Annotated in this window: 14 protein-coding genes; 4 read left to right on the forward strand and 10 right to left on the reverse strand. The window is 67.0% G+C overall.

Annotated elements, in window-relative coordinates; genetic code table 11:
- Nucleotides 1-62 precede the first annotated feature (62 nt).
- Nucleotides 63-1,829 carry a bifunctional metallophosphatase/5'-nucleotidase gene (locus tag ABZ004_RS14000; protein ID WP_355680208.1) on the forward strand — a complete coding sequence of 589 codons (1,767 nt, stop codon included), beginning with the start codon at nucleotides 63-65 and terminating at the stop codon, nucleotides 1,827-1,829.
- A 161-nt stretch (nucleotides 1,830-1,990) separates the two neighbouring features.
- Nucleotides 1,991-2,413 carry a hypothetical protein gene (locus tag ABZ004_RS14005; protein WP_355680209.1) on the forward strand — a complete coding sequence of 141 codons (423 nt, stop codon included), beginning with the start codon at nucleotides 1,991-1,993 and terminating at the stop codon, nucleotides 2,411-2,413.
- A gap of 45 nt (nucleotides 2,414-2,458) precedes the next feature.
- Here the strand turns inward: ABZ004_RS14005 and ABZ004_RS14010 are convergent, their stop codons facing one another.
- A complete protein-coding gene (locus ABZ004_RS14010) occupies nucleotides 2,459-2,770 on the reverse strand; it encodes a hypothetical protein (protein WP_355680210.1) in 312 nt (103 codons plus the stop codon).
- Nucleotides 2,771-3,045: 275 nt separating this feature from the next.
- The gene (locus tag ABZ004_RS14015; RefSeq protein ID WP_355680211.1) at nucleotides 3,046-3,756 is read right to left on the reverse strand and encodes a response regulator transcription factor; all 711 of its coding nucleotides are present in this window, start codon (nucleotides 3,754-3,756) and stop codon (nucleotides 3,046-3,048) included.
- Between the two features lie 160 nt (nucleotides 3,757-3,916).
- On the opposite strand from ABZ004_RS14015, the gene ABZ004_RS14020 reads away from it, so the two are divergent.
- Nucleotides 3,917-4,156, forward strand: a complete 240-nt coding sequence (locus ABZ004_RS14020) for a MoaD/ThiS family protein (RefSeq protein ID WP_355680212.1) — start codon at nucleotides 3,917-3,919, stop codon at nucleotides 4,154-4,156.
- A gap of 116 nt (nucleotides 4,157-4,272) precedes the next feature.
- Nucleotides 4,273-5,652 carry a hypothetical protein gene (locus tag ABZ004_RS14025; RefSeq protein WP_355680213.1) on the forward strand — a complete coding sequence of 460 codons (1,380 nt, stop codon included), beginning with the start codon at nucleotides 4,273-4,275 and terminating at the stop codon, nucleotides 5,650-5,652.
- On the opposite strand, the gene ABZ004_RS14030 is transcribed toward ABZ004_RS14025, so the two are convergent.
- The 8 genes from ABZ004_RS14030 to ABZ004_RS14065 all read right to left on the reverse strand — a co-directional run bounded on the left by ABZ004_RS14030 (nucleotide 5,615) and on the right by ABZ004_RS14065 (nucleotide 13,979).
- The gene (locus tag ABZ004_RS14030; protein ID WP_355680214.1) at nucleotides 5,615-6,229 is read right to left on the reverse strand and encodes a hypothetical protein; all 615 of its coding nucleotides are present in this window, start codon (nucleotides 6,227-6,229) and stop codon (nucleotides 5,615-5,617) included. The two genes, ABZ004_RS14025 and ABZ004_RS14030, sit on opposite strands and share 38 nt — an antisense overlap.
- Nucleotides 6,226-6,807, reverse strand: a complete 582-nt coding sequence (locus ABZ004_RS14035) for a hypothetical protein (RefSeq protein WP_355680215.1) — start codon at nucleotides 6,805-6,807, stop codon at nucleotides 6,226-6,228. Before ABZ004_RS14035 ends, ABZ004_RS14030 begins: the two co-directional genes overlap by 4 nt.
- A complete protein-coding gene (locus ABZ004_RS14040) occupies nucleotides 6,804-7,352 on the reverse strand; it encodes a hypothetical protein (protein WP_355680216.1) in 549 nt (182 codons plus the stop codon). The genes ABZ004_RS14035 and ABZ004_RS14040 overlap by 4 nt, the downstream gene beginning before the upstream one ends.
- Nucleotides 7,353-7,498: 146 nt before the next feature.
- Nucleotides 7,499-7,924, reverse strand: coding sequence for an alternative ribosome rescue aminoacyl-tRNA hydrolase ArfB (gene arfB, locus ABZ004_RS14045; protein WP_355680217.1), 426 nt, complete (start codon nucleotides 7,922-7,924; stop codon nucleotides 7,499-7,501).
- A 171-nt stretch (nucleotides 7,925-8,095) separates the two neighbouring features.
- Entirely contained in the window at nucleotides 8,096-9,421 is a 1,326-nt protein-coding gene (locus tag ABZ004_RS14050) for a UDP-glucose/GDP-mannose dehydrogenase family protein (RefSeq protein ID WP_355680218.1), read from the reverse strand.
- A 39-nt stretch (nucleotides 9,422-9,460) separates the two neighbouring features.
- A complete protein-coding gene (locus ABZ004_RS14055; protein ID WP_355680219.1) occupies nucleotides 9,461-10,639 on the reverse strand; it encodes a hypothetical protein in 1,179 nt (392 codons plus the stop codon).
- Complete coding sequence (locus ABZ004_RS14060) at nucleotides 10,636-12,633, reverse strand: right-handed parallel beta-helix repeat-containing protein (RefSeq protein ID WP_355680220.1); 1,998 nt, start codon at nucleotides 12,631-12,633, stop codon at nucleotides 10,636-10,638. Before ABZ004_RS14060 ends, ABZ004_RS14055 begins: the two co-directional genes overlap by 4 nt.
- On the reverse strand, nucleotides 12,630-13,979 hold the full coding sequence (locus tag ABZ004_RS14065) for a glycosyltransferase (RefSeq protein WP_355680221.1): 1,350 nt from the start codon (nucleotides 13,977-13,979) through the stop codon (nucleotides 12,630-12,632). The genes ABZ004_RS14060 and ABZ004_RS14065 overlap by 4 nt, the downstream gene beginning before the upstream one ends.
- Between the last annotated feature and the right edge of the window lie 38 nt (nucleotides 13,980-14,017).

Consider the following 14,017-nt stretch of genomic DNA (forward strand, 5'->3'; position numbering starts at 1 on the left):
CCGACAAGGTAATTTTCCCGGAACCGCGCACCAGCGGTGATCGCAACGACGACGGAGAAGACATGGCCTTCACAGGACGAGACAAGAAGTGGCTGAGGGGACCCCGGGCCATCGGTCTGGTGGCCGCAGGAGCCGCTGTGGTGCTCGGGCTGGCCACGGGGGGAACCGTGACCCAGGCTGCGCCGGCGAAACCGAAGCCGACGCACACCCAGATTCAGCTGCTCTCGATCAACGACTTCCACGGCAACCTGGCGGTCAACCCGCCGACGAGTTCCAGTGGCAATGTCAACGGCACCCCGGCCGGCGGCGCGGAGTACCTGGCGACCCAGCTGGAGCTGCTGCGCGCGTCGGCGAGGGCGCAGGGGCAGGACACCGCCACGGTCGCCGCGGGTGACCTGATCGGCGCCTCGCCGCTGCTGTCGGCCGCGTTCCACGACGAGCCGACCATCGAGGCGATGAACGAGATGGGCCTGGATGCCACCTCGGTCGGCAACCACGAGTTCGACGAGGGCTACAAGGAACTGCTGCGGATGCAGAAGGGCGGTTGCATCGACGACGGCGACGGGCAGAACAACCAGAACTCGTGCCCGGACCACAGGTTCAAGGGCGCCGACTTCAAGTACCTGTCGGCGAACGTGTTCTACGTGAACACCGACAAGACGCTGTTCGCGCCGTACACGATCAAGAAGTTCCGGGACGGCCAGAAGGTCGCCTTCATCGGCATGACGCTGGAGAACACCCCGAACATCGTCACCAAGTCGGGCGTCCAGGGGCTGAGCTTCAAGGACGAGGTGGAGACCGCGAACGCGCTGGTGCCGAAGCTGAAGCAGCAGGGCGTCGAGGCGATCGTGGTGCTGCTGCACGAGGGTGGCCTGCCGGCCGATCCGAAGGCGTACAACAGCTGCCCGGGCGTCTCCGGCCCGATCGTCGACATCGCCAAGAACCTCGACCCGGCGATCGACGCGATCCTGTCCGGTCACACCCACCAGTCGTACAACTGCTCGTTCCCCGACCCGGCCGGTAAGCCGCGGCTCGTCACCAGCGCGTCCTCGTTCGGCAAGATCGTCACCGAGGTGCGGCTGAGCATCGACAACGCCACCCACGACGTGGACCGGCTGAACACGATGGCGAACAACCACATCGTCACCCAGGACGTGCCGAAGGACCGGGAGCTGACCAAGCTGATCACGACGTACCAGACGCTGGTCGCCCCGATCCAGAACAAGGTGATCGGTCACATCACCACCCCGCTGATCACGAAGACGCCGGACGATTCTCAGGAGTCTCCGCTGGGCAACCTGATCGCCGACGCGCAGCTGGCCGATCCGTCGACCGTCACCAATGGCAAGACGCCCGTGGTGGCCTTCATGAACCCGGGCGGGATCCGGGCCGATCTCGTCTCGGACGGCGGTGCCGTCACCTTCGGCGCTGCGTTCACGGTGCAGCCGTTCAACAACTTCCTGGTCTCGATGGACATGACCGGGACGCAGATCAAGGCGCTGCTCGAGCAACAGTTCTCCGGCGTCAACCAGGCCTCGAACAAGGTGCTGCAGATCGCCGGCATCACCTACACCTACAACCCGGCCGGTACGCCGGGCGCCAAGGTGGTCGCGGACTCGATCAAGATCGCCGGTCAGCCGCTGGTCGACGCCACGACGTACCGGATCGTCACGAACAACTTCCTGTCCGACGGCGGTGACGGCTTCCCAGCCTTCACCACGGCGACGGACAAGTTCTTCGGCGGCCTCGACATCGACGCCTTCGCCAACTACCTGACCGCCCACGACCCGTACATCCCGGCCCCGACCGACCGCATCAACATCTCCTGACCCAGCACGCCGGTACGCCGGCCGCCCGGTTCGCTCGACACCGAGCAACCGGACGGCCGGCGTTTGCCACTAGCTGCAACTTGGTGGAGTCCTGTCCCGGCTGAACCACAGACTTGAGCCGCAACGTTCAGATCTGATGAGTTCGACGACGGGATTCCACCATGAACCACACTGTTCGCAGGGCGCTCGCAACCGGGGCCGCCGCCGCGGCCATCGCAGCAGCCGGCGGCCTCACGACCGCCTCAGCCAGCACGCAGTATTCCCCCGACACCTTTCACATCTGTGTCGACCAGTCCTGCACGATGGAGACCAACGGAACGATCACCTGGACCAACAGGATGGCCAGCATCTCAGGCGAGGTGATCAACCGCGTCTCGGGGACCGCGATGGCCGACTTCGGGGTGTTCGCCGGAGAGAATTCGATCGACGGGATGGTCGTCAAGTCGGCCTCCTACACGACCACGAAGTTCCCCGCTACGGCGGTCGGGGACCCCAACCTGGTCGGCGGCGTCAACATCGTGAAGATCAAGATCTGCAGCTCGTACACCCGCTGCAGCGCCGAGCACTCCTACTACCGGAACTGACGGCCCGGCTTACGCGCTACTGGAACTGACGACTCGGCTTACGCGCTAAAGCAGGAAGCGGAGGACGACGAAGGTCAGGGCGAGGGCGGTGGAGAGGGCCGCCTTGCCGGAGCCGATACCGCGGCGGAACAGGGCCGCGCCGAAGACGGCGAAGGTCAGCGGGACCAGCATGATCAGCAGGGTGACGCCCGCGGCGTGAACGCCCGGGTGGGACCGGCCGATCAGGACCAGGCCGAAGATCAGCGCGAACGTGAGCCCGAGCCAGGTCGTGGTCTGGATCGGCCCGTCGGCGGTGCGGTCGCCGCGATGCGATGCGCGGGTCGCGCGGCGGTGCGAAGTCGGAGCAACGTGCGCCATCGGTCACCTTCCGTGAAAAGACCGAATACGCACGGTAGCAGCAAAAACACGCCTTGGTCCAAGGTGAGTTTTTCACCCGTTCCGGCGCAGCCTGCCGCGCTCCCGCCGGCACGCAGGAGCAACCGATTTCCATGCCATCGGCAACAGGCCGCACTGCCAGGTGAACTTATGCAGCCCTGGCAGCCTCCTCCCGATCGCTCGGATCCCCGGCGGTGGACGTCAGGCGGTGGTCCCTCCCGATCGCGGGCGATCGCTCGGATCCCTGGCGGTGGAGGTCAGGCGGTGGCGTCGGCTGTTTCGCGCTGGGTGCTGGGCGGGATGACGAAGCGGTAGCCGACGTTGCGGACGGTGCCGATCAGCGCTTCGTGCTCGGGGCCGAGCTTGGCGCGCAGGCGGCGGACGTGCACGTCGACTGTGCGCGTACCGCCGAAGTAGTCGTAGCCCCAGACTTCCTGGAGCAGCTGTTCGCGGGTGAAGACCCGGCCCGGGTGCTGCGCGAGGAACTTGAAGAGCTCGAACTCCTTGTAGGTGAGGTCGAGCGCGCGGCCGTTCAGCTTCGCCGTGTACGAGGCTTCGTCGATCACCACATCCCCGCTGCGGATCAGCGAGGTGTCAGGGTCCTCGTTCCGGGCGGCGGCCAGGCGGCCGATCACCAGGCGCAAGCGGGCCTCGATCTCGGCCGGGCCGGCGGTGTCGAGCAGGACGTCGTCGGCTCCCCAGTCGGCGTTCACCGCGGTCAGCCCACCTTCGGTGACGACCAGGAACAGCGGTACGTCGATGCCGGTGGTGCGGATCAGCCGGGAGACTCCGCGCACGGTGACCAGGTCACGGCGGGCGTCCAGCAGGACGGCGTCGGCGTCGGGCGCGTCAACGAGGGCGGCGACCTCCGACGGCAGGATCCGGATCTGGTGGGGCAGCAGGGCGAGCGAGGGCAGCACCTCGGTAGAGGCCTGCAGCGCGTTCGTCAGCAGAAGCAACGTGCTCACGCTGTCTCCTTGTGCGGGTCGTCGGATCCCTGGTGAGCGATCCTGTCCTTTTGCACGTCAGGCCCCAGCGGCGTCATTGCCGGGGGCCCGAGACACACTGATGGAACAGCAAGCTGACATAATACCGGAAGACTTAACCGATTAGTGAGGCTCCTCCCACATGCCGGAAGTGACCATCAGGTACTTTGCCGCCGCACGGGCCGCCGCGGGCGAGTCCACGGCCACGGCGCAGGCGGATTCCCTGAAGGAACTCGTCGGTACGGTGTCGGCTGACCGCCCCGAGCTGGCCCGGGTGCTGGGCATCTGCACCTTCATGGTCGACGGCGAACGCGTCGACCTCGACACGCACCTCACCGATGGCGCCCTCGTAGACGCCCTCCCACCCTTCGCCGGCGGCTGACCGACCGCCGCCCCTGTCCTTCCTTGTTGAGTTTATCCGTGGACGTGCGCCGGTGAGCAGAGTTATCCACATCAGGTAGCTCATCGACGGACCTTCGGGGAGGTAGGTTTCCCCGTGTGGCGCAGGAGTCGGGGGATTTGCTGAGTACGGTCGGGCGGGCAGGGGCCCTCTTCGGCCGGGCCTGGCCGCGGTTGCTGGCGGTTTTTCTGGCGGCGCAACTGGCGCATCGCGGAGCTCAGTGGGTTGCGGTTCAGGCAGGCGCCAAGGCGCAGGCGGCCGGGATCGCGGTGCTGGCGCTGGTGGTGCTGATCTCGCTGGCGATGTACGTCTCGATGTTCCTCGTACTCCGCGGCGAGCTGCCCTTCCATCGCCGGGCGGTCGCCGAGGGCGTCCTGGCACCAGATGGTGTCGAGCCCGGCAAGGAACACAGCCCGCTGGATGCTGTCGCGGCGGCGCTCCTGCCGTTCCTGGCGTTCTACGCGGCGTACAAGTTCCTCCAGACCGAAGCGCTGGACTACGAGTACAACCTGGCCGTGCACCGCGCGAACGACATCGCCGCCACGGTGATGACCGGCGGGACGGTGGCGCAGCAGCCGACCGGGTTGCATGCCTTGTCGACCTGGTTGTTCATCGGGCTCGGCGTCACGGCGTACGTGCTCAGGTTCTTCTTCAAGAGGAAGAAGGGCAAAGCCGACGCAGGCCCGGTCCGGAAGCTGTTCGTCACCTATCTCGAAGCATTGTGGATCTTCGTGGTCGCGTACCAGGCCACGTCGTTCATCCCGTCGCCGAAGACGTGGCTGAAGGAGCGGCAGGTCTGGCTGTGGGCGCACGACGCCTACATCTGGGTGCTGGATCACCTGCTCGGCGTCGAGAAGGTCCGTGAGGTCTGGGATTCGGTCACCGGATTCGTTGCCGCCGGCATCGGTGATCTGTGGAGCGCGGCCGTGCTGCCGCTGATGTGGATCACGATGACCGCGGTGATCTACGGCCGGGCCGTGCACAAGGCCGAGAAACCGCAGCAGGTGCGCTGGCGGTTCGACCGGATCACCCATCGCTGGCAGCGCACGCCCCAGATCGTCCGCGCGGCCGGGAACTCGGTGGTGTCGGACTGGAAGGACCGCTGGACGCCCGTGGTGTCCGCGTTCCGGCTGGTCGCCCGCTCCGGCATCCGCCCGATGCTCGGCTACTTCCTGGCCTGGGCGGTCGTCACGTACCTGGCCAGCGAGGTCTGGATCATCATGCGCGACTACGTGCTGGGGCCGCACTCGCTGGAGTTCTGGAGAGTCATCGACGAACCGTTGAGCCTGGTCACCGACGGTCTGAAGATCATGCTGCAGATCAGCTTGCTGGCGGCGGCGTACGACCGGATGATCGGCGGCCTCGCGGGTTACCTCCGGACGCGGACGAAGCCGCTGGTCGAGCCGGCCGAGGACCACGGCGTCACCGACCTCACCGCTGCTACCTCGGGAATGCCAGATAGTGAGGGAGCGTCGTAGCCCAGGTGATCGTCGGCTGCACAGTGGCCGCGGCATCAGCCGGTACGACGAACACCGCCACCGTCTCGAACGGCTTCCCGGCTTTCGGCTTCAGGTAGTACTGCGCGATCGCCGGCGGCCGGAAGCTCTGCAGCTTCTCGTCATAGCCGCCCGTGCATCCGGTCGGCCGATCCTGGAACGCGTCCTCCAGCACCGACTCGTCCCAAACACGACCGTCGGGCGCGCGGAGGTGGATCTGGCAACCACCAAGCCCCTTGTCCAGCTGGGACAGGTCATCCACCTTCAGCCGGAAATACACCCGCACCCGAACCGTCCCGGCCGGCAGTTGCGCCGGAGTGTCTCGCTCTCTCACCTGCTGCGGATCGACCTCCGTGGTCGCGGCATACCAGACAGCACCCTGGTACGCCGTACCGCCGGCCGCCACGACGACGGGGTCACGCGGCTCCGAGTCCCGCCAGGACTTGTAGTCGCTGCGCGTGAACCACCAACCGGACAAGGGAATCGTGAGGACCAGCGACAGCAGGGCGGCCGTATTCGCGCGCAACCACCCGCGCCGGGCCCTTCGAGCGCTGTTCATGAGAGGTCCGTCGTGGTCTTCAGGATCGCCACGTCCTGCTGCAACCCGGCCAGTTGATCCTTGCCGACGTCCAGCGGGATCGTTGCCTGTGGCTCCAAATCGGTGAAGAACTGCTTCTCGGTCACCAGCAGGATCGCGCCGGGCAGCTTGTCGGCCGGCATCTCCACCACGAACGACCCATGCGCCGGGATGTCCGGTGCGAGCTGGAACCCGGTCAGGTCGATGTCCTGCAGCCCACTGCGGTTCGAGCCGAGATAGGTGTACCCGTCCGAGGTCCGGATCTGCACCTTGCTGATATGGATCGGTTCCCTGGTCGCCTTGACCGTGGCGTCGATCACGACGAAGTCCGACAGGGTCTCGCGGTCGGGCGTCGTCCGGGGGACGCGCAGCTTCTTGCTGGTCCGGACGCCGGTGACGGTCAGGTCGAACCGGGGCGTGTGCAAAGGCTTGCCGACTTCACCGTTGACGGCGACCGGCTGCTGAATGTCCTGCTGGGTCGGCGTCCAGCGATAGAGCGCGATGATCGCCACCAGTACGACGAGAGTGAGGCCGATATTGACGGCCTTCCGCGCCTTCACTTCGTGTTGTCCTTCACCTTGAGGGTGCTCACGGCAGCCGCTTTGTCCGGATTCCACTTCTCGTGGTGGTCGAGCGCGGAGTCCTCAATGTGCTCGTAGTGCTGCACGGTGAGCTTCGCCTCGGTCGGCAGCTTGGTGGCCTTGGGCAACTTCCAGACGAAGGCGACGTCGTCGCCGTACTCCGGGGTCAGGACCGGGTTCGGCGTCTGGTCGCGCAGATTCGTCGTACCGATCGGCGCGTCGGTGTCTTTGATCCCCGGTACGCCGATCAGCCGGATGAGGCTACTGTCCGGGGTCACTCCGGTCTTGTCGGTGAGCTTGAGCTTCGTCACCACCGCGATCAGGGTGCCGCCGTCGTCGGGCGTGTACAGCGGCTTGAGATCGGGGACGACCACGACCCGGTCGACCGTCACCTCGTACCAGCCGGCGTCGATCGGCGTACCGGCTGCTACCTGTGGAGTGTCGTCGGCTGCCTTCTTCAGGCCGCCGAACGCCGCGGAGATCGCCAGCAGAACGGCGGCTGCCCCGATCACCCACGTTCGCACCGATCGTCCGCGAACGCGCACATCTTTCAGATCCGGTAGTTCCTCCGGATCCGTGTTCCCCGTGTCCTGCACAGACCCAAGCCTAACGATCGAAGGGTTCTCGGCAGACCGCCGCCGGGGAAGCCACCTGGCCCGGCTCGGCGGCGTTAGTCGGCGGGGCGGCCGCGGAGGCGTTTGGTCTCGCTGCGGCGGCGTTTGTCCTCGGCGCGGCGGCGGATCGCGTTCTTGCTCGGCCGGGTCGGGCGGCGGGGGCGGGGTGGGGCGGCGATCGCCTCGCGGAGCAGGTTCGCCAGCCGGATCCGGGCGGCTTCGCGGTTGCGCCACTGGGAGCGCTGTTCCGAGGCGGCGATGGTGATGACGCCGTCGACGAGGCGGGTGGCGAGCCGCTCGAGGGCGCGTTCGCGCAGGATGTCGTTCAGGGCTGTGGTCGACGCCACATCGAAGCTGAGCTCGACCCGGCTGTCGGTGGTGTTCACGGACTGCCCGCCAGGCCCGCTGGAACGCGAGAACCGCCATTCCAGCTCCGCCTCGGGGATCACCACCCCCGCCCGCACCACCAGCCCGTCGTTCATACCCCCATTCAACCGGAAATCCCCCACCACCAGCACTCAATAACCAGCCGTCGCGGTGGGGCGGACCGCCAACACTCATCAACCAGCCCCCGAGGGGCTCGCTCACGCTCAGCCGAGCACCAGAAAGGCGCCGGATGGCAGGTTGGACAGTGTTGGCGGTCCGCGGAAGAGTCAGGCTCGGCCGAGGGCTCGGTAGTCCCAGCCGGCGGCGCGCCAGGTGACGGGGTCGAGGGCGTGCCGGCCGTCGACGATCGCCTTGGACTCGACGATGTCGCCCAGCCAGGTGGGGTCGATCTCGCGGAACTGGTCCCACTCGGTCAGCAGCGCGACCACCCGGGCGCCGGCCGCCGCATCCGCGACGCTGGTCGCATAGACCAGCTCGGGATAGGCGCGCCGGGCGTTGTCCATCGCCTGCGGGTCATACACCCGTACGACGGCACCCTCGTCGCCGAGCAGCCGGGCGACGTCCAGAGCCGGCGCATCGCGGACGTCGTCCGAGTCCGGCTTGAATGCCGCCCCCAGCGCGCACACCGTCACCCCCTCCAGCGAACCACCCGCCTGCGACCGGATCAGGTCGACCGTCCGCTGCCGGCGACGCTGGTTGATCGCGTCCACCTCCCGCAGGAACGACACCGCCTGACCGACCCCGAGCTCCTCGGTCCGGTGGATGAACGCGCGAATGTCCTTCGGCAGACACCCGCCACCGAACCCGAGTCCGGGCCGCAGGAACCGCCCGCCGATCCGCGAGTCGTAGGAGAGCGCCTTCGCGAGCTGCTGTACGTCGGCCCCGGTCGTCTCGCAGACCTCAGCCATCGCGTTGATGAACGAGATCTTCGTGGCCAGGAAGGAGTTCGCGGAGACCTTGACCAGCTCGGCTGTCGGCAGATCCGTCACCACCAGCGGTACGCCGGACTCCAGCAGCGGAGCGAACGCCGCCTCCAATTGCCCGAGCGCCCAGCCCGACCCGACCCCGAAGACCAGCCGGTCCGGCCGCATCGTGTCCTCGACGGCGAACCCTTCCCGCAGGAACTCCGGGTTCCACGCGAGCTCGACCGCCGAACCAGCCGGTGCGACCGACTGGAGCAGCTGGGTCAGCCGGTCCGCAGTACCGACCGGGACGGTGGATTTGCCGACCACCAGGCATTGCCGGGTGAGGTTGCGGGCGAGATCGGTGACGACCTGGTCGACATAGGTGAGGTCGGCGGCCGGGGATCCCTTCATCTGTGGCGTTCCGACGCAGACGAAGTGCACGTCACCGAAGGCAGCGGCCTCGGCGATGTCGGTGCTGAACCGCAGCCGGCCGGAGTCGAGCGCCTTACGGAGCATCTCCGGCAGGCCGGGTTCGTAGAACGGAACCTTGCCGTCGGCAAGTGCGGCGATCTTCTGCGCGTCGGTGTCGATCCCGAGTACGTCGTACCCGAGAACTGCCATGCAGATGGCATGTGTGGCGCCGAGATACCCGGTGCCGAGCACGGTGAGACGTGGCTTTTCGGACATGGTGAAACCCCCCAAATGGGTTCAGTGGAACGAGTGCCGTCAGCTGCAGGCGACGTTGCTCAGCTGGGCACCGCTGACTTTGTTGTTGCAGGCAACCTTGTTGGAGTCGGGTGGTCGCAGTGCGAAGCCGAGTCCGGACGCGTCCACGACGGCGGTGTTGCCGGTGAACAGGTTGTTGTCGCCCCAACCCTTCAGGATCTGATGGGTCTGGAAGCCGTCGAGGGTGGACTTGGTGCCGCTGTTGTCCTTGATCAACCAGTTGTTGCCTTTGACATCCACCCAGGAGTCGGCCCCGCTGAGCGAGGAGCCGTCGAAGGTGTTCCCCTCCAGCACACCTCCGGTGGTGCCTTCCTTGATGTCGACCGCCTCGGAGGTGGTCTGGGAGATCTTGTTCTCCTTCACCACGTTGCGGTCGCTGCGATCCGGCTGGCAGTTGTTGGTGGTGCACCAGTTGCTCACTGCCGTGCCGATGTAGACGCCTTCGCCGAACTTGTCCCGGCGCAGGCCGGTCTTGCTGATCGTGTTGCGCAGTACGACGTTGTCGGTGCTCTCGGCGCGCAGATGAATCGCCTCGTCGCCGATGTCGTGCACGGTCAGCCCCTGGATGACGGATCCGACCGTGGTGTCGGCCATCACGCCCTTCTGGCCGTTGGTGACGGTGAACCCGACGAGTCGCCAGTACTTCGCCTTGTTCAGGTGGAAAACGTAACCGCCGCGGACATTGTCACCGTCCAATACGGCGCCCGCCCCGCCGCACAGCCAGATCGGTTGCGCCGCGGTGCCGGAGGTCTCGGCGACGAACTTCCCGACGTACTTGCCGTCGGCCAGCGCGATGCTGGTGCCAGGCTGCGCATCCTTCAACGCCTGCGCCAGCGAATTCGCATCCGTCACGTTCACGGTCGCCCCCGGACAGGTCACCGGGGAGGAGTTGGGGAGTGGACCTTGACCAGGAGCGGGCGCGTTGGGCAGCACCGGGGCGTCCGCGGGCTTCTTCCCCTTGTTGTCGCCCTCGTCGTCCTCGGGGGTCGGCGAGGTGTTCGTCGGCCCATCCGTGAGTGTCGGGATCGAGGGCTCCGGCGGCACGGTCGGGACCGAAGCGCCGGTCGTCGGCGATGACGACGGCGAGTCGTCCGGCCAGGCGACCGCCACGATTCCGCCGCCGACCAGGAGGACCGCGGCGGCGGCCACTGCGGCGATGATCAGTTCCCGCCGGGTCATCGGACTCCCTGCTGGTCGGGGGACACCGGAACAGCTGACGCCGGCACCGGCATGCCATCGGTCACCGGCGCCTTGTCAGCGTACGGGTGGACGACCTTCCGGATCCGCCGGCTGCCGCGCGCCGCGGTGAAGATCAGCAGCGCGGCCAGCAGGATCCACATCGCGGTCAGCGGCTGCAGGAACCGTTTCAAGGTGATCAGGAACGGGGTGGTGTCGTGCCAGTTGCCGTCGTCGTTCTTCCAGCGGTGCATGTTCACGTCCGAGGCCCGCTTGGCGTCGATGGCACTCGGACCGCGGCCGGCGATGGTGTTCTCGGTGACCTTGGTCTGGCTGACCGCGCCGACCAGCGAAACTGCGTGCGCGTCCGCGTCGGTCATCGTGTTCCGCTGGATCGCAGCGCCCGAGTTGCGGACGTACACGCTCGTACTGCCGCCGGTGATGATGTTGCCGGAGACCGTCGAGGAGTGCACGCCGTCGCGGATCGCGATGCCCTGCCGGGCCGGATCGGTCACCCGGTTGCCGACCACCGACACGTCGCCGGCGCCGCCACGGACGACGATGCCCATGTCGTTGCCGTGGAAGTCGTTGGCGTTCACCCCGACGTTGGTGCCGCCGATCACCTCCACGCCGTACCGGGCGTTGTCGAGGAGTTTGCTGTTCGACACGGTGTTGTTGCCGTAGCTGCCGAGGCTCGAACCGGTCGCGCTCGGGCCGTCGGCGAGCGGCAGGCCGGACATCGTCAGCCCGTTGCGGTGGTTGTGGCTCGCCTCGATCTGCGACAGCACGATGCCGGTCGTCGCCCGGGAGAGCACGAAGCCGTCACCCGCGTTGCCGTCCGCGACGCTGGAGTCGATCACCGCGTTCGTCACGTAGCGGTGCATCACGACGCCGTCGACCAGGCTGTCGTCGAACCGGCTGTCCCGGATGTCCAGACCGTTGGCGCTGGCCGCGAACAGACCGAAGGCGTTCCGCTTGATCGTCGTGTTCTGGATCAACGCGGAAACATAGCTGTACGCCGGATCCGTGATGTCGACCTCCGGCAGCGGGAGCTTCCCGGCCGGGAGCACCTGGCTGAGCGTCGACTTGCCGGCGCCGTCCAGTCCGACTCCAGCGGTCTTCTTCTTGTCCGTGGACTTGTCGGCCGCCCGTTCCTTGGCGGCCCGCTTGCCGACCCGCATCGTCTTGCCGAGGGTGTCGAGCTCGCCGCTGTTCGGGCGGTCCGTTCCGGTCAGCGACAGCCCGCCGGTCCGGCCGCTCCAGAAGCCGAGATCCGAGAGTTCGGCGTACCGGAAGCGGACTGTTCCGCCGAGCGAGCGGATGTAGGCACGGCCGTCGTTGGTGAGTTTGTCCGGGCTGGAGGTGTCGCGGTTCCAGCTGGTGATCTCGACCGGTTTGCCTTCCGCGCCCTGGACGTTGAGTACGCCGCCGTAGTTCACGATCGAGACGAAGCCGTCCGGATCGCTGGCCAGCCGCAGTTTCAGGCCGCCCGACGAGTTGAGGTTCAGCGTCGCCCCCGACTGGACCACGATGTGCTCGGACAGCAGATAGCCGCCGTCCGGCTGCCGGATGAACGTCTGCGGCGCCAGCCCGAGCAGGTCCTTGATCGTGTAGACCTCTTTGCGCGCGGTCAGAACCAGCGTGTACGCCGACCCGGTGGCGATCCGGTACGGCGAGTTCAGGCTGGTCTTGCTCCACCGGGCCAGCGAGTCGACCGTCCGGACCTCGACCAGCCGGTGATCCTCGTCGGCGACGTACGCCGCTTCGGCCTCCGGGTCACCCGGGTACGGCAATCGGTCGATCGCCTTGTCGTCGGACTCGGGCGTGGCACCCGGCACGGTCGGCTGGGTCGCGTCCGGCGGTTGCGGGGTCGCCTTCTTGCCCGGCATGGTCGACGGCGTCGGGGTCGGGCTCGCGGCCAGGGCGCTCGATACAGGCAGTCCGAGGACGGCGGTCAAGACAATGCCTAAGGCAACTAGGTTTGCAGGCCTCTTCATGCCGGTTCCGTCTGCAGAACGTCGGCGGAGTGCTTCGGTTGGCTGGCCTCGCTCTGCAGCGCCGTCTGGAGGGTCTTGGCGGGCTGGCGGATCAGGGAGGCGGCGTTCTGGCCTTCGCCGCCAATGGTGTTCTCGGAGCGGGTCAGCCAGCCCTGCTTGTTCATGGTCACGAACGCGTACAGCTTGATCGGCAGGGCGATCAGGATGACCGTCAGCGTGACGAGCGGCAGCAGCAAGATCTCCAGCGGATGGCGGCGCAGGTGCGAGATGCCGCGGATGCCTCGGGCAATCATCAGCCAGGCGGCGGCCAGAGACAGGCTCTGCCAGGTCAGGTCGACTCGGCTGAAGACCATGTAGCCGATCGTGATGCCCATCGTCACCGGAGTGAGCAGGATCTGCAGCACGGTGACCTTGGTGACCAGCGGCACCCGCCACAGCCAGCCCTTCCAGACCGCGGTCAGATAGCAGCGGTATGAGTTGCGGCTCCAGCGGATCCGCTGTTTCGCGAACGCGCGAAAGGTTGCCGGGAACATCGACAGCGCCCGGGCGGATGACTGGTGCACAGTTTTGTACCCGGAGGCCAGCACCAACCAGGTCAGCCGGCCGTCGTCGCCGGAAACGCAACGGCGGCCGAGGAAGAACTCGTTCTCCAGGTTGTCCAGCAGCGGCAACACCACCTCGCGGCGGTATGCGCCGGTCCGGCCGGAGACGCAGGCGACCGCACCGGCCCGGCCCATCGCGGGGACATAGTCGTAGTACCGGAGGTTGACCAGCCAGTCGGCGATCCGCCGCCAGACGCTGGTGGTCCGCTCGTGCACGTTCTGCTGGGTGCTCACCGCCCCGACCTCTGGATCAACGAACGGCCGCTGGACCGCCTTGAGCAAGCCCGGCTGCCAACTGGTGTCGGAGTCGGTCAGCACCAGGATCTCCGAGCCGGCCGCCCGGATCCCGACGCCGAGCGCGGATCGCTTGCCGGCGTGCTTGAACAGGATCGCGGTGATCCGCGGATCGTCCAGCGCGACCAGCCGCTCGTAGGCCTCGGTGTCGGCGACGTCGAGGACGATCAGGATCTCGTCCGGGTTCTGCGCCCGCCAGCTCTCCAGGCAACGCATCAGGATGTCCGGATCCTCATGGAACGAAGGAACCACCACCGAAGTGGTGGTGCTGAAGTTGTTCTCGATCGGCTTGGCCAGCCGGGACAGCACGAACCGGTAGATCCACAACGCCCAGACCACCAGTCCGGCCAGGGCGATCGGCACCAGACTCCGCCACTGCGACAGGTCGTCGGTGGAAAACGCGAATTTCGCCATCCAGCCGGCCACATCGGAGAAACTCGATGCGGGCATGGCAATAGCAGACACGGTCATTCTTCCCCCCACCGCGA

The sequence above is a fragment of the Kribbella sp. NPDC006257 genome, from assembly GCF_040613535.1.
Classification (GTDB): Bacteria; Actinomycetota; Actinomycetes; order Propionibacteriales; family Kribbellaceae; genus Kribbella.